This window comes from Terrabacter terrigena, assembly GCF_042676085.1.
In the GTDB taxonomy this organism is placed as follows: domain Bacteria; phylum Actinomycetota; class Actinomycetes; order Actinomycetales; family Dermatophilaceae; genus Terrabacter; species Terrabacter terrigena.
This window is the reverse complement of record NZ_JBHTKH010000005.1, coordinates 307,339-322,440: the sequence shown is the minus strand read 5'-3', so window position 1 is coordinate 322,440 and position 15,102 is coordinate 307,339. Positions and strand designations below refer to the sequence as shown.

Genomic DNA, 15,102 nt, shown 5'->3' with positions numbered 1-15,102 from the left:
AACCCATCGCCGCGATCGACAGCGGCGAATAGGCACCGAGGATCACCTCAAAGCCCACCACGCCCCGGGACGCTGTCGGCCAGAGGCCATACACACGAATTGCCGTCACACACATTCACACCTTTTCTGGTCCGCCATCTTCTTCGTCATCTTCTTTGTGATCTCTTGACGTGGCCGGCGTGTGAGCAACCCCCGCGGCGCCGGTATCTCCTTCTCGATCGTTTCACTGGCCGCCCTTCCGGACCGGGTGTGTCGTGCAGCGCGGGGTTGCATCAGCTGCACGGCACACCCACCCGGACCAGGGAAGGGGGTGGCTGTGATGACCCGGGCAACACGTGACCGCGTCTGGGACGCCGTCTCCCTGCGCGCCAGCGAGCGTCCGGACGGGGAAGGCCAACCGCTGGACCTGGGCCACCTCGACGCGGCCACCGAGGCGCAGGTCATCGCCCGGCTGCTGTCGCGGGACTTCGACGCGTGGTCCGAGGCCGCCTCCAGGGTCGGGCACTGCGCCAAGCCGGTCCGCCTCCACGGCCACTGCGACACCGTCGATGCGGCCACGGGTGAGGTGCTCTCGTCGTTCTCGTCGACCGACGGTCCGCTCGGGGTGCTGCATGTGCGGTGCGGGAACCGTCGCGCGGCCGAGTGCCCGTCCTGCTCCCGGGTGTACGCGGCGGACACGTTCCACCTGATCCGGGCTGGCGTGACCGGCGGCAAAGGCGTCCCCGAGCACGTCAGTGACAACCCGCTGGTGTTCGCGACCCTGACCGCGCCCTCGTTCGGGCTCGTGCACGGCACCCGCAACGGTCGCCGCTGCCGCCCCTACCGAGTCAAGGACCGAGCAGACCGCTGCGCGCACGGTCGGCCGCCGGTCTGCCACGCCACCCACGTCGAGAGTGACCCGCTGCTCGGTCAGCCGTTGTGCGGGGACTGCTACGACTATGCGAGTCACATCGTGTGGCAGTGGTGGGCTCCCGAGCTGTGGCGCCGGTTCACCATCGACCTGCGCCGGCTCCTGGCCCGTCACCTCGGCGTCCGCGATGCACGGCTGTCGGAGCTGCTCACGGTGCAGTACGCGAAGGTCGCCGAGTACCAGCAGCGCGGCATCGTCCACTTCCACGCCCTCATCCGCCTCGACGGACCCAAGACAGTGGATGGGTTCGCCGTCGCTCCCGCCGCGCTGACGGCGGCGGTGCTCGCCCGGCTCGTCGAGCAGGCGGCCGACGGCGTCACCTTCGACGCCCCGCCTCTGCACGAAGGCGACACGGTACGCCGGCTGCGGTTCGGCACCCAGCTCGACGCCCGACCGATCGCCCCCGCCCATCGCACCGACGACCCGGACCGGGCCCTCGCCCCGGAGCAGGTCGCCGGCTACCTGGCGAAGTACGCGACGAAGTCAGCCACCGACTCCACGAACACCGACAGCCCGCACGCCCGGCGCCTGCGCGCGGCCATCGTCGCCGTCACGGACCGGATGCACGCCGACGCGCGCGGCGATGGGGTTCCGGTGCGGGAGCACCCGTACGGGCTGCTGTTCAAGTGGCGGCACATGCTCGGCTTCCGCGGGCACTTCTCCACGAAGTCCCGCCGCTACTCCGTGACCCTCGGGCAGCTCCGCCGCCGACGGGTCCGCTACGAACGCGCCCTGGCCGCCGCCAACCGCGAGGGTCGCACCCTCGACGTGCGCACCCTCGACGACCTCCTCCAGGACGACACCGAGGAGACGACCCTCGTCATCGGCCAGTGGACCTACGCCGGGACCGGCTGGTACACCGACGGCGACGCCGAGCTCGCCAAGGCCGCCGCCGCCCGCGCCCGCGAGTACGCCCAAGAACGAGCAGCGAACCGGAATGAGAAGCACTGACCGAGAAAGGAGTCCACACATGAAAGCAGAGCAGTCGACCGATCCGAAGCCCCCGCCTCTACCGGTGCTGCTGACCTCGCGCGAGGTCGCCACCGCACTGCAGGTCTCGCCGGCAACGCTGTGCCGGTGGCGGCAGACGGGACACGGCCCGCGAGTCGTCTGGCTGTCGCCGTACGCCCCGCGATACCGGCCCGAGGACGTGACCAAATGGCTGGAACGGATGGCGGCATGAGTATCAGCAAGATGCCCAACGGCCGCTTCCGGGCTCGGCTCAAGAGCGGCCGGGTCGGCGTCGCCAGCAAGGTCTTCGACACCCGCCGCGAGGCCAAGGCCTGGCTAGACCGGGAGCGGGCAGCCTTGGCCGGCGGGGTCGACCCGCGCGCTGGGCGTGAGCGGGTCAGGCCCCTCGTCCAGCGGTGGCTCGAGGTCCGGCGAGTCACGGTGGCCGCCAAGACCTACCGCGCCGACCAGGACCTCCCCCGCCTCATGCCGACGAGCATGTTGGCCCTGCAGGTCTCGGCGGTCTCCGGCCGTGAGGTCGCCCGCTCGTTCGAGGCGCTGCTGGCCGTCGGTCTCGCGGAGGGGTCGGTCGTTCGCTACCGCGCCAGCCTGTCGTCCTTCTTCAGCTGGTGCGTGCGTGAGAAGCTCATCCTGAGCAACCCGGTCACCGGAGTGCGCGTCCCGAGGCAGTCCGACGAGGCCGATGAGATGGACCCCTTCAGTGAGGCCGAGCTCGAGGAGGTCTACGCGACGTGGCACGCGGCCGCGCCACGCCTCGCCGACATCCTCCTCGTCCTGGCCTGGACGGGTCTGCGCTGGGCGGAGGCTCGCTCGCTGCGGGTGGCTGACGTCGTCGAGGTCCCGACGCCGGGGCTGCTGGTCCGCCGGTCGCAACCCGAGGGCGGCGCGGTCAAGTCGACCAAGGGCAGGTCGTCCCGGCGCGTCCCTCTCGCCAACCGGGTGCTGCCGATCGTTCTGGGCCTGTGCGCCGGCAAGGCTCCCGGTGACCTGGTCTTGACGACCGAACGTGGGTCGCAGCTGCACCGGTCGGCAGTCCTTCGCACCCTGCAGTGGTCGACGACCGGTCGAGGGCGCCGGATCCACGACCTGCGCCACACCGCGGCGTGCCTATGGCTGGCCCGTGGCGTCGACCCGGGGACCGTCCAGGCGTGGATGGGACACGAGTCCATCGGCACGACGAACCGCTACCTGCACTTCCTCGGGACCGGTGCCGATCTGGTCGGTCTGGCAAGGCTCAATGTGACCCCGGGGGACACCGGGGGGACACATCGGAGGGAGACGGGAGGATGAGAAAGAGAGAACCCCGCCCCATCTCGCGGCTTTCCGCAGGTGGGACGGGGTTTCCGTCTGGTGGAGCTGAGGGGATTCGAACCCCTGACCTTCTCATTGCGAACGAGACGCGCTACCAACTGCGCCACAGCCCCAGGTGCGGAAGAAAAGATAACACCACGCCGACCGGCATACCGAATCGGGCGACAGGTGGAGGTCCTCGCAGCGGCGGGCCGTCAGACCCAGCTGGGGAACCACATCCGGGCCTGCCACTGCGAGAGCGGGATGACGTCGGCGACGTAGATCGGGTGGAAGAAGGCGAAGAGGCCCATCGTCAGCAGCACGAAGCCGCCCATGACGCCGTAGCCCACCCGCCGCCGGGTCAGTGACGACTCGCGTCCGCCGATGACGAGACCCAGCACGTAGACGCAGGCGAGCACTACCCACGGCACGAACGCGACCTCGTAGAACGAGTAGATGGTGCGGTTGCCGAGGAAGAACCACGGCAGGTAGCCGGCGAAGAGCCCGCACAGGATCGCCCCTGCCCACCAGTCCCGGCGGAGCGCCCACATGAAGAGCAGCACGAAGATCGCGAGGGTCGCACCCCACCAGATCGAGAGGGTGCCGATCGACGTGATCGCCTTGCTGCACTGGTCGACGAGGCAGCCGTCGGCGCCCTTCTTGGGGCCCTCGTAGAAGAACGACGTCGGCCGGCCCTGGATCAGCCAGGACCACGGGTTGGTCTGGTAGGGGTGCGGGCTGTTGATCGCCTGCGTCGAGGCGTACATCTGCTGGTGGTAGGCCCACAGGGAACGCCACCAGTCGGGCAGCCACGCATGCGTGGTGTCGGGGTTGTTCTGGGCCCACGTGCGGAACGACCCGCCCTTGCTGAGGATCCAGCCGGTCCAGCTCGCCACGTAGGTGACGACGGCGGTGGCGACGAGCTGGACGAACGCGTACGGCCCGTCCTTGACGACGGCGCCGACGGTCCAGCCGCGGACTCCCGCGGCGCGGCGGGCGCCGACGTCCCACAGCACCGTGAGCACGCCGAAGAAGACGAGGAAGTAGAGGCCTGACCACTTCACGCCGGCGGACAGGCCGAGCATGATCCCGGCGAGCCAGCGCCACGGCCGCCAGCCGAGCCACGGGCCGAGCCACGACGTGGCGGCGCGCGCCCGGTCGCCGACCTTGCCGGCGAGCACCTCACGCGCCCTGTCGCGGTCGATGAGCAGGGCACCGAACGCGGCCAGCCCGAAGAACATGACGAAGATGTCGAGCAGGCCGGTGCGTGAGTGGACGAAGTGGTGGCCCTCGAAGGCCAGCAGGGCCGCGGCGACGGTGCCGAGCAGGTCGGAGCGGAAGAGCCGGCGCGCGATGCGGCCCAGCATGAAGATCGAGATCGTTCCGGCGAGGGCGACCGCGAAGCGCCAGCCGAACGAGTTGAGGATGCCGAACGGCACCTCGCCCCAGCCGATGAGCCACTTGCCGACGGGCGGGTGGACGACGAAGTCGCCCTCGGTGCCGTAGATGAAGGGGTCGTTGGCGGTGAAGTGCTGGTCGACCTGTGACGCGTCCTGCAGGACCTGGTCGTTCTTCATCTCGAACCAGTAGAGGACCATCGACCAGCCCTGCTTGACGTAGTACGTCTCGTCGAACACCAGCTTGTGCGGCGCCCCCACGTGCCAGAAGCGCATGAAGCCGCCGACGAGCATGAAGAAGAGGGGGCCGGCCCAGCCGAGCCAGGCGAGCCGACCAGCGGTGCGTCGGGTCAGGCGGAAGTCGTCGGCGGGGTCTCCGAGCAGGCGCGCGCGCACCTGCCTGGCCGAGTTCATGGGCGCCATCGTATGCAGTGCGGCTGGGGCAGCCGCACGCCGCCGCGGGAGGTGTGCGGCGGCGTGATCAGAAGGGCGGCGGGTCTGGCGCACGATCTCGCAGGCGCGCCACAGCGGTGTCGTGCCCTCGCGGACCTGGGACCGCAGGGAGGCGGTGCGTGTCGGCGAGCCAGTCGCCAGCGGGCTCAGAGGGTGACGCCTCGCGCTCGCAGCACCGAGTAGCCCACGAACGCGACGATGTCGAGGACCGAGTGGCACACCACGAGCGGCATGACGCGGCGGGTGCGCACGAAGACGAGGCCGAGCACGAGGCCCATGACGATGTTGCCGGCGAAGCCGCCGAAACCCTGGTAGAGGTGGTACGACCCCCGGATCAGGGCCGACAGCCCGATGACCAACGGCCACGACCAGCCCGTCTGGCGCCACCTCGTGAAGAGGTAGCCGACCATGATGACCTCTTCGAGCACCGCGTTCTCGATGGCCGCGAGGACGAGCACCGGCGCCGACCACCAGACGGCCTCGAGGTTGGCGGCCGAGACCTGGGTGTTGATGCCGATCGCCTTGGCGAAGAAGTAGAAGCCGAGCCCCGGGATGCCGATGAGGGCCGCGAGGCCGGCACCACGGGCGAGGTCTCGCGCGGGCTCGCGGCGGTCGAGGCCGATGAAGCGCCCGGCTCGCACGTCCGCCGCCGGGCGACGCACGTGGTTCAGCAGGTAGATCGCCAGGGCGACGGCCACCAGCGGCAGCACGATCCCGGCGAGCTGGTAGGCGAGGTCGAGCCACGGACGCCCGGGGGTCGCCGACTGGTTCATGGCGGTCGTCTGCTGCGACAGGGGCACCGGACGCGTCAGCTTCTCGATGATGCTGAGCACGGCGTAGACGGCCGACGAGCCGAGGCTCACGCCGAGCACGAGCACCGTCTCGCGCCGCAGGCCCCGCCGTGCGCCCGCCTCGGCGACCGGGGCCGGGTCGCGCTCGGACGGTGCGAGAAGCCCGGCGAGGCGTCCGCGCGGCGCGGGAGCAGTGGTCACCATGCCGTCAGCGTAACTACGCCCCGTCCGCGTGCCGGGGCCCATCGCACCCTGCCGTCGTCCCGGCCCCGTAGGCCGTGTACCCCGTCGTCGTAGGCCGTGTGCCGCCGTCTCCCCGGACGCGGGCTTCGGCGGGCGTAGCGTCGACCGCATGTCGATGCTCTCGGGCTGGCGTCGCGGCTCGCACGACGCGGACGGCTTCGAGTACCCCATCTACACCGAGGGTGAGGGTCCGGGCGTCATCGTCATGCACGAGAGTCCCGGCCTTACGCCCGAGGCGGTGCGTTTCGGTCGAGAGGTCGTCGACGCCGGTTTCACCGTGGTCCTGCCGCACTTCTTCGGTCCGGCCCACCGGGCCCCCCACGCACTCGAGGCGGTCCGCGTGATCCCGCTCCTGTGCATCAGGCGCGAGTTCACCCTCGTCGCAACGGGACGGACGACGCCGGTGGCGGAGTGGCTGCGCAGCCTCGCGCGCCGGGTGCACGCGGAGGCGGGTGGTGTCGGCGTGGGCGCGGTCGGCATGTGCCTCACCGGCGGCTTCGCGCTGGCGATGATGGTCGACCCCGTCGTCGTTGCGCCGGTCGTGGCGCAGCCGGCGGTGCCCGTGCCGCTGACCGCACGTCGCGCTGCAGACATCGGTCTGGATCCGGCCGACCTTGTGGCAGTGCGTGATCGAGTGCGCGGCGGCTGTCCGGTGCTCGGCGTGCGCTACCGCGAGGACTGGGCGACCGGCACACGGTTCGAGACGCTGACCGGGCTCCTCGGCCACGGCTTCCTGCGGGTGGACCTCGAGGGCCGAGGCCACGCCACGCTGACGAGTGAGCGGAACCAGGGTGCCGTGGACGCCGTCATCGACTTCCTGACCCAGCGCCTGCACCCCTCGGACTGAAGGGCTGCGACCCTCCGCAGCGCCAGTGACCGTGCTGTGCCCGTGTCGTGCCGGCGACGTAAACGCTTGGCGCCCAAACCAGTCGGCGGCATACCTTCTGGTCATGTCATCGCCCCTTCGTGCCGCTCTGCGCTCCCGCCTGACGATCGCCATGCGCGAACGCGACCGTGCGGTCACGGCCGCACTGCGCAACGCTGTGGCTGCCATCGAGAACGCCGAAGCCGTGCCGGTGGCAGACGGCCCGATGGTCGGCGGGTCCGCTGACATCGCGGGCGCGGCGCTGGGGGTCGGCGCCACGGAGGCGGCGCGGTTGGTCCTCGACCCGGCCGCCGAGCGCCACGTGGTCGCGAGCGAGCTCGCTGCGCTGCTGGAGGCCGAGGGAGCGTATGCCGCGGCCGGCGACCCAGAGCGCGCCGCCACCGCCGCTGCCGGTGCCGAGGCGCTGCGTGACGTGCTGACCGAGCTCGCCGACCCGTCCTGACCGAGGTGGGCCCCGGCGGCTGCGTTCTGTCCACAGGCGTCGGTGGACAACCTGTGCATCCACTCGAGGCCGGTGTGGAGAACGCGCGTCTGCCTGTGGACGACACGCCGTCGGCCTGTGGAGGCCGGAGAAGTTTCCGCATTCCCTTGCGGCGGCTCGCCGGTGGGAGATACAAATCTCTCACGCACTCCTTCGGGAGAGCGGGACGGCTCGGAGACGAGGGTCCACACGGTGGGGCGACCCACCGCGGCAGCCGGGTGACGAGGCGGCCGGGACCGGAGAAGTCGAGCAGTCGATCGGGAGCGTCACCATCGACCGATCAACCAGAAGGGCCCTTGAGACTCATACTCCCAAGGGCCCTTCGCCTTTGTCCGTGGCTCGTCGGCGTCCTTGTGGCGCAGACGCACTCGTCAGACGGTGTGCTCTGCGGCCGGCCGCCACGGCTTGAGCCACGGGGTCTCGGGCCAGCCCTCGCGGGCCGCGACGAGCTCGTACATCGTGGCGCCGTCGATGGACTCACGGATGATGTCGGCGTGCCCCGCGTGGCGGGCGAGCTCCTCGACGAGGTGCATCGCGACCCACCGCACCGACCACGTCTCGACGTCCTTGGGGAACCACGGCGCGTCGCGGGGAACGGGCACCGCGGCGCCGAGGTCGGCGCGCCGCAGCACGTCACGCGTCACCTCGCCCTGGGTCACCAGGGCGGCGACGAGTGAGTCGAGGGTGTCGTCGTCGGTCAGCCTGAAGTCGTCGCCCCAGCTCTGGGCCTGCTCCTCGACCGACGTGTCCGGAGGGGCCGGTGCGGCCGGGGCTGCTGCCATCCGCTCGGTCCAGCCGCGCTCGCACGTCGTGACGTGCTTGACCAGGCCGCCGATGCTCAGCGTGCCCGCGGTGGGGGTCAGCCGGATCTGCTCCTCGGTCAGCCCGAACGTCGCGGACACGAAGGCGTCGCGCTGCTGGTCGATGTAGGCGATGAGGCTCTCGCGCTCGTCGGCGACGGGAGGGACCTGTGCTGCCATGGGTTTCTCGCTCTCTCAGTCGTTGCGGTGGGCGTAGAGGTCTCGCAGCAGCGCGATCTCGGCGCCGTGGTGGATGAGCTCGCGGTTGATGTGGAGCACGAGCGTGGCTCGTGAGGCGTCGGCGAACGGGCCCTCCGGGGGTCCGCACGGCTCGGCCAGCCCTTCGGCGCCCCAGGCGCGCACGCCGTCGAACCAGGCGGCATACGCGCTGTCGAGCTGGGTGAGCGCCTCGTCGGCCGTCGCGGCGTAGTCGAACGTGAAGTAGTCGGCCTCGGGGGCGCCGAAGTGGTTGTGGGCGCGCGCGCCGAGCACTCCGACGATGATGTGGGCGAGCCGCCAGGCGATCGTCGTCACCGGGGCCGGCTCGGGCGCGGGGTGGGCCCAGTCGATCGTCATCGCGCCGGTGCCGCCCTGGATCTCGGTGCCGCCCCCGCCCCGGGGGTGGACGTTCCAGGCGCCGGGAGTGGGCTCCCAGAGGTACTCCTCGTCGGTGAGCCCGTCGAGGCGCGCGCGCAGCTGGTGCTGCCAGTGCCAGTCGGCCTGCTCGACAAGGGTCTCGTTCCAGTCGATCGTCGTTCCCGTCGTCTGTGTCATGACTTCATCGTGGCAGCCATATAGGACAGGTACTGTCCGGAGTCTTTGGCAGACTCGGACCATGTCGACGACGAGCTACGCCAACGGCACGACGGCGCGGGTGCTGCGTCTGCTCGACCTGCTCCAGAGCCGACCGGTCTGGAGCGGCACCGAGCTCGCCGAACGGCTCGGTGTCACGACCCGCAGCGTCCGTCGCGACGTCGACCGGCTGCGCGAGCTCGGCTACCCCGTCAGCGCGACCCACGGCGCGGGCGGCGGCTACCAGCTCGGTGCCGGGCGCCGGCTCCCGCCCCTGCTCCTCGACGACGACGAGGCCGTCGCCATCGCCGTCTGCCTGCGCCTCGCCGCGGGCGGCACCGTGGAGGGGCTCGGCGAGGCCGCGGTCCGCACCCTGGCCAAGCTCGACCAGGTGCTGCCGGCGCGCCTCCGGTCACAGGTCGAGGCCATCCACGAGGCCACCGTCACGCTCGACAGCGGGGTGGCCACCGTCGACGCCACGACCCTCCTGGTGCTCGCCCGCGCATGCCGAGAGACCGAGCGGATCACCTTCGCGTACGCCGGCCCGCGCGGTTCCGGCGAACGCCGGGTCGAGCCCTACCGCCTCGTCGCGACCGGTCGCCGGTGGTACCTGCTCGCGTACGACCTCGACCGCGAGGACTGGCGCACGTTCCGCCTGGACCGCATGACCGACGCGCAGGCGCGCGGCTGGCGCTTCCGCCCGCGCGTGGACGCGCCCGACGCCGCGGACCACGTGCGCCGGTCGATCTCGCGCGACGCGTACGACCACGTGTGTCGAGTGCGCATCCATGCGCCGAAGTCCTTGGTGGACAAGCAGATCCCGGTCTCGGTCGGCACCGTGACGGCTGACGGGAGGTCGCACTGCATCTTCGAGGCTGGCGGCAACCACCTCGGCTGGATGGCGATGCACCTCGGCGTGCTGCCGTGGGAGATGACGGTCCTCGACCCGCCCGAGCTGCGCGAGATCATGCGCGAGCAGGCGACCCGGATGCTGAGAGCCGCCCGCGTCGGCGACACCACGCCCTGACGGGCAACGTCAGCCGGTGTTGCGCAGGCCCGCGGCGATGCCGTTGATGGTCAGCAGCAGCGCCCGCTGCACGTCGGCGTCCGGCTCGGCGTCGTCGGGCACGGCACGCGACCGGGCCAGCAACGACGTCTGGAGCGCGTGCAGCGGCGCGAGGTAGCTGTCGCGAAGCTCCAGCGTGCGGCGCAGCGTCGGCGCCGACTCGAGCAGCTCGGACTGCCCGGTGACGCGCAGCACCTCCTCGAGCGTGCGCTCGTGCTCCTCGCGGATCGTGTCGAAGAGTCCGGCGACCTCGGGCTCCACGAGCTCCTTGACGTAGCCGGCCGCGATGTCGAGGTCGGTCTTCGCCAGGGTCATCTGCACGTTCGACATGAAGGTGCGGAAGAACGCCCATGAGCCGTACATCTCGCGCAGCGTCCTCTCGCGGCCGTCCTCGCGGGCGGCAGCGAGGCCCGACCCGACCCCGAACCAGCCGGGCAGGATGATGCGCGACTGGGTCCAGCCGAACACCCACGGGATCGCGCGGAGGTCGTCGAGCCCGCCCTCGCCACCGGGGCGCTTGGACGGGCGCGAGCCGATGTTCATCTTGCCGAGCTCGTCGACCGGGGTCGCCGAGACGAAGAAGGGCACGAGACCGGGGTCGCGGACGAGAGAGCGGTAGGTGTCCTGGCCGCGACCGGCGACGACGTCCATGGTGCCGTTCCAGCCGTCGAGGACGTCCTGCGGTAGGAGGGACTTCCGGTGCAGCACGGAGGCCTCGAGCACCGCGGCGAGGGCGACCTCGAGGTTGAAGCGGGCGAGCCCGGGCAGCGTGTACTTGTCGCTGAGCACCTCGCCCTGCTCGGTGATCTTGATCGGCCCGTCGAGGCTGCCGTAGGGCTGGCTGAGGATCGCCTCGCCGGTGGGGCCGCCACCGCGACCGACCGAGCCGCCACGGCCGTGGAAGAGCCGCAGCACCACGCCGTGCCGGCGGGCGACGTCGCGCAGCGCGCGCTGCGCCCGGTGGATCTGCCACTGCGACGCGGCGATCCCGGCGTCCTTCGAGGAGTCGGAGTAGCCGAGCATGATCTCCTGCACGTCGCCGCGCGCGGCCACGACCCTCCGGTATGCCGGGTCGCTCAGCAGGGCGTCGAGCAGCGGTCCGGCGGCCTCGAGCTCGGCCACCGTCTCGAAGAGCGGGGCGAACCCGATGCGGGCGGTTGCCGGGTGCGACTCGGTGCCGGTGTCGACGAGCCCGACCTCGCGGGCGAGCACGACGACCGCGAAGAGGTCGTCGATGTCGTGGGTCATCGACACGATGTAGGTCTCGACCGTCTCGGGGCCGTAGGTGTCGAGGACGCTGCGGATCGCGTACATCAGCGAGAGCGACGCGGAGGCGGCTTCGCCGACGTCGACGGCGCGGCTGCCGGTCAGCGGGCGGCGTGCCGCGAGCTCGCGTGACAGCAGCTCGATGCGCGCCGGCCGCTCGAGCTCGCCGTAGGGCGTGTCGAGCTCGCCGATGCGGTCGTAGAGGTCGGCCAGGGCGGCGTGGTGCTTGCCGCTGTGCTCGCGGATGTCGAGCGTGGCGAGGCCGAGCCCGACCGTGGTGGCCGTGCGGATGAGCCGGAGGATCGCGCCGTTGCCGGTCAGCTCGTCGCCCCCGGCGAGCATCGACTCGCGCACGAGGGTGAGGTCGGCGAGCAGCTCGTCGAACGAGGCGTAGTCGCGGCCCGGCTCGTGGGGCGTCTGGTGGGCGAGACGGTCCCGGGTGCGCTGGAGGCGCACCCGCACGAAGCTCAGCTTGAGGCGGTAGGGCTCCTCGGCGTTGAGCCGCTTGAGCGCGTCGTACGTGATCGGCAGGGCCGCGGCGTCCGCCTCGAGGCTTCGGCTCAGCTCGTCGGTGACCGTGACGACCCGCGTCGACGGGGAGAGCTCGGCGAGCAGGTTCTCGGTGTGGGCGACGAGGTCGCGCAGGGCGGCGTCGTGCTGCAGTCCCACGACCTCGAGGGTCACCTGTGGGGTGACGTTGGGGTTGCCGTCGCGGTCGCCACCGGCCCAGGCGCCGAAGCGGAGCGGTCGGGCCGACACGGGCAGCTCGATGCCGATCGTCGCGAGCGACCGGTCGAGCTCGGCGAGCAGCTCGGGGACCACGCGCTGGGTGAGGGAGTTGAGGTAGTAGATCGCGGTGCGCGCCTCGTCCGTCGGCTCGGGCCGTTGGATGCGCAGCTCGTCGGTCTGCCACACCAGGTCGACGAGCTCGGCGAGCCGGCGCTCCAGACGGGGCTGGTCGGCCGGGGCGCTGCGAGGGTCCTCGAGGGTCTGGACGGTGTCGGCGATGCGGCGCAGCAGGTCGATGACCGAGCGGCGGGTGGCCTCGGTGGGGTGCGCGGTGAACACGGGGCGGTACTCGACCCGGGCGAGCACCGAGTCGACGAGGTCGCGGTCGACGGTGCCCTCGTCGAGGGCCTCCCCGATGCGCCGGGCCGCGGCGGCGAGCGGCCCCTCATCGACGGCCGTCACCTCCTGCCAGCGGTGCAGCTGCTCGGTGACGTTGACGAGCTGGAAGTAGGCCGTGAAGGCGCGGGCGAGCACGACGGCAGTCGGTGCGTCGACGGCGGCGAGCGTCGAGCGCAGCTCGTCGTCGGTGGGCTGGCGGGCGAGGCTGCGCACGCGTTCGACGAGGGCGAGCAGCTCGGCGCCCTCGTGCCGCTCGAGCGCCTCACCGAGGAGCGCACCCAGCTGGCGCACCGAGGCGCGCAGGGCCGCGTGCTGCTGGGCGGAGGAGACGCCGGCGGCGAACGTCGCGGCGTTGGGCTCGCGGCGGTCGGCCGCCAGCAGCTGCTCGGTGGAGGGCTCGGTGGAGGGCTCGGTGGAGGGCTCGGTGGAGGGCTCGGTGGAGGGCTCGCTGGAGCGCACGCTGGAGCGCTCGGCGTCGGGCTCGGTGGAGGGCTCGCTGGAGCGCACGCTGGAGCGCTCGGCGTCGGGCTCGGTGGTGTGCTCGGTCGAGGTCTGTCCCGAGATGGTCATGCTCCTGTCTATCCCGTGCACGTTTCGGCGTGGTTTCCGGTCCACATGGGGGAATGCGCGTCTCACGGACCGGCCCTGCGACCGCCCTGACAGGATGACGGCATGACCACCGGCACCCTCGTCCTGGCCGCCACCCCGATCGGCGACCCCCGTGACGCGGCGCCGCGGCTCGCCGAGGAGCTCGCCACCGCCGACGTCGTCGCGGCCGAGGACACCCGCCGGCTCCGGCGCCTGCTCGCCGACCTCGGGGTCACCACCACGGGCGCGGTCGTCAGCTACCACGAGCACAACGAGGCGTCCCGCACACCTGACCTCGTCGAGCGACTCGTCGCCGGGGAGCGCGTGCTGGTCGTCACCGACGCCGGTATGCCGTCGGTCTCCGACCCCGGCTACCGGCTCGTCGCCGCCGCGGTCGAGTCCGGCGTACGCGTCACCTGCGTCCCCGGGCCGAGCGCGGTCCTCATGGCGCTCGCCGTGTCGGGGCTGCCCGTCGACCGGTTCTGCTTCGACGGGTTCCTGCCGCGCAAGCCGGGAGAGCGGGCCCGAGTTCTCGCCGACGTGGCCGACGAGCGCCGCACCCTCGTCTTCTTCGAGGCCCCGCACCGTCTGGCCGAGACCCTCGCCGCGATGCGCGACGCCTTCGGTCCTGACCGACGGGCCGCCGTCTGTCGCGAACTGACCAAGACCTACGAGGAGGTGCGCCGCGGCACCCTCGCGGACCTTGCCGTGTGGGCGTCCGAGGGCGTCAAGGGCGAGATCACGGTCGTCGTGGCGGGCGCCGAGCGCGCGGTGCCGTCGCTCGAGGACGCCGTGGCCGGCATACGGCAGCGCGTCGACGCGGGGGAGCGTCTGAAGGACGTCGCAGCCGACGTGGCCTCGCGCACCGGGCTGTCGAAGAAGGCGCTCTACGACGCGTCGCTCGCCGCCCGCTGAGCCTTCCCCGGCGCCACCGACACACGCGGGAGCCGTCCCGCGGGTCGGCCGCCCCTTGTTTCGGTCGCGAATCCCCATACGGTGGTGACGTACCGCGTCGCGGCCCCGAACCGTGACCGACCCTGACAGCGAAGGAGAACCGATGGGCACCACGCGCACTGCCAGCACGCACTGGGAGGGCTCCCTCTTCGAGGGCTCCGGCCAGGTCAGCCTCGAGAGCTCCGGCATCGGCACGTACGACGTGAACTGGCCCTCCCGTGCGGAGCAGGCCAACGGCAAGACGAGCCCCGAGGAGCTCATCGCGGCGGCGCACTCGTCCTGCTTCTCGATGGCCTTCTCGAACGGTCTCGCCAAGGCGGGCACGCCGCCCACGACGCTCGACACGACGGCCGAGGTGACCTTCGTGCCCGGCACGGGCATCACCGAGATCAAGCTGTCGGTCGTCGGCGAGGTGCCCGGCATCTCGGCCGAGGACTTCCAGACCGCCGCCGAGGACGCCAAGGCCAACTGCCCGGTGAGCCAGGCGCTCAAGGCCGTGCCGATCAGCCTCGAGGCCAAGCTCGCCTGACCCGCGAGCCTGCGAGCACAGGTATGCCGCCCGGCCGAGCCGGGCGGCACACCTGTGCTCCGAGCGGGAGCATCCTTGCGGCTCAGGACTTCTCGACGGTCTCCTTGAAGGCGTCGAGCATGCTCTGCCAGTTCTGGGAGAACGTCTCGGCCTGCTCCTCCGAGTCGTTGCCGTCCTGCTCGAGGGTGACGGTGGTGGGTGCGCCGTCGTCGCTGCCCTCGAGCGTGTAGGTGACCGTGTGGTAGTTCTCGGGCACGTCGTCGCCCATGAGCGGGCTGAAGTGGGTCATGGACAGGCGCCTCGGCTCCTCGACCTCGAGCACCTCGCCCTTGTCCTCGTACGGTTTTCCGGCGAACTCACCCCGCCACGTGATCGGGCTGCCGACCTGCCAGTCGGTGCTCACCTCGGTGCCGACCATCCACCTGCTGATCTCGGCAGGGTCGGTGAGGGCTCGCCATGCCTGCTGCGGCGTGGCGTCGACGGTGACCTTCGCGTGTGCAACATGACCAGTCATTCCCCCGTCATACCCCGTGGCCGCGCCCTCCGGATTGAACCT

Annotated in this window: 14 protein-coding genes and 1 tRNA gene; 8 read left to right on the top strand and 7 right to left on the bottom strand. The window is 71.4% G+C overall.

The window, feature by feature from the left end:
• Positions 1–319: 319 nt before the first annotated feature.
• The 3 genes from ACFQ2V_RS10530 to ACFQ2V_RS10520 are packed head-to-tail and all read left to right on the top strand — an operon-like array spanning position 320 to position 3,172.
• Positions 320–1,861: a replication initiator gene (locus ACFQ2V_RS10530; protein WP_386052640.1), complete on the top strand. Its 1,542-nt coding sequence runs from the start codon at positions 320–322 to the stop codon at positions 1,859–1,861.
• A gap of 19 nt (positions 1,862–1,880) precedes the next feature.
• Positions 1,881–2,093 carry a helix-turn-helix transcriptional regulator gene (locus tag ACFQ2V_RS10525; protein WP_147067543.1) on the top strand — a complete coding sequence of 71 codons (213 nt, stop codon included), beginning with the start codon at positions 1,881–1,883 and terminating at the stop codon, positions 2,091–2,093.
• A complete protein-coding gene (locus tag ACFQ2V_RS10520) occupies positions 2,090–3,172 on the top strand; it encodes a tyrosine-type recombinase/integrase (protein ID WP_386052639.1) in 1,083 nt (360 codons plus the stop codon). The genes ACFQ2V_RS10525 and ACFQ2V_RS10520 overlap by 4 nt, the downstream gene beginning before the upstream one ends.
• A gap of 58 nt (positions 3,173–3,230) precedes the next feature.
• Here ACFQ2V_RS10520 and ACFQ2V_RS10515 read toward each other — a convergent pair.
• The 3 genes from ACFQ2V_RS10515 to ACFQ2V_RS10505 all read right to left on the bottom strand — a co-directional run bounded on the left by ACFQ2V_RS10515 (position 3,231) and on the right by ACFQ2V_RS10505 (position 6,017).
• Positions 3,231–3,306, bottom strand: a tRNA-Ala gene (locus tag ACFQ2V_RS10515).
• Positions 3,307–3,387: 81 nt separating this feature from the next.
• Entirely contained in the window at positions 3,388–4,983 is a 1,596-nt protein-coding gene (locus tag ACFQ2V_RS10510) for a dolichyl-phosphate-mannose--protein mannosyltransferase (protein WP_386052638.1), read from the bottom strand.
• A 185-nt stretch (positions 4,984–5,168) separates the two neighbouring features.
• Complete coding sequence (locus ACFQ2V_RS10505; RefSeq protein ID WP_386052637.1) at positions 5,169–6,017, bottom strand: CPBP family intramembrane glutamic endopeptidase; 849 nt, start codon at positions 6,015–6,017, stop codon at positions 5,169–5,171.
• A 148-nt stretch (positions 6,018–6,165) separates the two neighbouring features.
• Here ACFQ2V_RS10505 and ACFQ2V_RS10500 point away from each other — a divergent pair, with 148 nt between their 5' ends.
• Together ACFQ2V_RS10500 and ACFQ2V_RS10495 are read left to right on the top strand one after the other, a co-directional pair.
• Positions 6,166–6,903, top strand: a complete 738-nt coding sequence (locus tag ACFQ2V_RS10500) for a dienelactone hydrolase family protein (RefSeq protein ID WP_386052636.1) — start codon at positions 6,166–6,168, stop codon at positions 6,901–6,903.
• A gap of 103 nt (positions 6,904–7,006) precedes the next feature.
• Positions 7,007–7,384 (top strand): hypothetical protein, encoded by a 378-nt coding sequence (locus ACFQ2V_RS10495; protein ID WP_386052635.1) that lies wholly within the window; start codon positions 7,007–7,009, stop codon positions 7,382–7,384.
• A 410-nt stretch (positions 7,385–7,794) separates the two neighbouring features.
• On the opposite strand, the gene ACFQ2V_RS10490 is transcribed toward ACFQ2V_RS10495, so the two are convergent.
• Positions 7,795–8,403 (bottom strand): DinB family protein, encoded by a 609-nt coding sequence (locus ACFQ2V_RS10490; RefSeq protein ID WP_386052634.1) that lies wholly within the window; start codon positions 8,401–8,403, stop codon positions 7,795–7,797.
• A gap of 15 nt (positions 8,404–8,418) precedes the next feature.
• Positions 8,419–8,997 carry a DinB family protein gene (locus ACFQ2V_RS10485; protein ID WP_386052633.1) on the bottom strand — a complete coding sequence of 193 codons (579 nt, stop codon included), beginning with the start codon at positions 8,995–8,997 and terminating at the stop codon, positions 8,419–8,421.
• A gap of 61 nt (positions 8,998–9,058) precedes the next feature.
• On the opposite strand from ACFQ2V_RS10485, the gene ACFQ2V_RS10480 reads away from it, so the two are divergent.
• Positions 9,059–10,042, top strand: a complete 984-nt coding sequence (locus ACFQ2V_RS10480) for a helix-turn-helix transcriptional regulator (protein WP_386052632.1) — start codon at positions 9,059–9,061, stop codon at positions 10,040–10,042.
• A gap of 9 nt (positions 10,043–10,051) precedes the next feature.
• Here the strand turns inward: ACFQ2V_RS10480 and ppc are convergent, their stop codons facing one another.
• Positions 10,052–13,045, bottom strand: coding sequence for a phosphoenolpyruvate carboxylase (ppc, locus tag ACFQ2V_RS10475; protein ID WP_386052631.1), 2,994 nt, complete (start codon positions 13,043–13,045; stop codon positions 10,052–10,054).
• A 102-nt stretch (positions 13,046–13,147) separates the two neighbouring features.
• On the opposite strand from ppc, the gene rsmI reads away from it, so the two are divergent.
• Both rsmI and ACFQ2V_RS10465 read left to right on the top strand, forming a co-directional pair.
• Positions 13,148–13,978, top strand: coding sequence for a 16S rRNA (cytidine(1402)-2'-O)-methyltransferase (rsmI, locus tag ACFQ2V_RS10470; RefSeq protein WP_386052630.1), 831 nt, complete (start codon positions 13,148–13,150; stop codon positions 13,976–13,978).
• Between the two features lie 142 nt (positions 13,979–14,120).
• Positions 14,121–14,546: an OsmC family protein gene (locus tag ACFQ2V_RS10465; RefSeq protein WP_386052629.1), complete on the top strand. Its 426-nt coding sequence runs from the start codon at positions 14,121–14,123 to the stop codon at positions 14,544–14,546.
• An 82-nt stretch (positions 14,547–14,628) separates the two neighbouring features.
• Here the strand turns inward: ACFQ2V_RS10465 and ACFQ2V_RS10460 are convergent, their stop codons facing one another.
• Positions 14,629–15,060 (bottom strand): SRPBCC family protein, encoded by a 432-nt coding sequence (locus tag ACFQ2V_RS10460; protein WP_386052628.1) that lies wholly within the window; start codon positions 15,058–15,060, stop codon positions 14,629–14,631.
• Positions 15,061–15,102 lie beyond the last annotated feature (42 nt).

What these genes read in the sequence shown, in the direction of transcription:
- ACFQ2V_RS10530 (WP_386052640.1), top strand. Translation starts at nt 320, where the DNA reads ATGACCCGGGCAACACGTGACCGCGTCTGGGACGCCGTCTCCCTGCGC.
- ACFQ2V_RS10525 (WP_147067543.1), top strand. Translation starts at nt 1,881, where the DNA reads ATGAAAGCAGAGCAGTCGACCGATCCGAAGCCCCCGCCTCTACCGGTG.
- ACFQ2V_RS10520 (WP_386052639.1), top strand. Translation starts at nt 2,090, where the DNA reads ATGAGTATCAGCAAGATGCCCAACGGCCGCTTCCGGGCTCGGCTCAAG.
- ACFQ2V_RS10510 (WP_386052638.1), bottom strand. Translation starts at nt 4,983, where the DNA reads ATGAACTCGGCCAGGCAGGTGCGCGCGCGCCTGCTCGGAGACCCCGCC.
- ACFQ2V_RS10505 (WP_386052637.1), bottom strand. Translation starts at nt 6,017, where the DNA reads ATGGTGACCACTGCTCCCGCGCCGCGCGGACGCCTCGCCGGGCTTCTC.
- ACFQ2V_RS10500 (WP_386052636.1), top strand. Translation starts at nt 6,166, where the DNA reads ATGTCGATGCTCTCGGGCTGGCGTCGCGGCTCGCACGACGCGGACGGC.
- ACFQ2V_RS10495 (WP_386052635.1), top strand. Translation starts at nt 7,007, where the DNA reads ATGTCATCGCCCCTTCGTGCCGCTCTGCGCTCCCGCCTGACGATCGCC.
- ACFQ2V_RS10490 (WP_386052634.1), bottom strand. Translation starts at nt 8,403, where the DNA reads ATGGCAGCACAGGTCCCTCCCGTCGCCGACGAGCGCGAGAGCCTCATC.
- ACFQ2V_RS10485 (WP_386052633.1), bottom strand. Translation starts at nt 8,997, where the DNA reads ATGACACAGACGACGGGAACGACGATCGACTGGAACGAGACCCTTGTC.
- ACFQ2V_RS10480 (WP_386052632.1), top strand. Translation starts at nt 9,059, where the DNA reads ATGTCGACGACGAGCTACGCCAACGGCACGACGGCGCGGGTGCTGCGT.
- ppc (WP_386052631.1), bottom strand. Translation starts at nt 13,045, where the DNA reads ATGACCATCTCGGGACAGACCTCGACCGAGCACACCACCGAGCCCGAC.
- rsmI (WP_386052630.1), top strand. Translation starts at nt 13,148, where the DNA reads ATGACCACCGGCACCCTCGTCCTGGCCGCCACCCCGATCGGCGACCCC.
- ACFQ2V_RS10465 (WP_386052629.1), top strand. Translation starts at nt 14,121, where the DNA reads ATGGGCACCACGCGCACTGCCAGCACGCACTGGGAGGGCTCCCTCTTC.
- ACFQ2V_RS10460 (WP_386052628.1), bottom strand. Translation starts at nt 15,060, where the DNA reads ATGACTGGTCATGTTGCACACGCGAAGGTCACCGTCGACGCCACGCCG.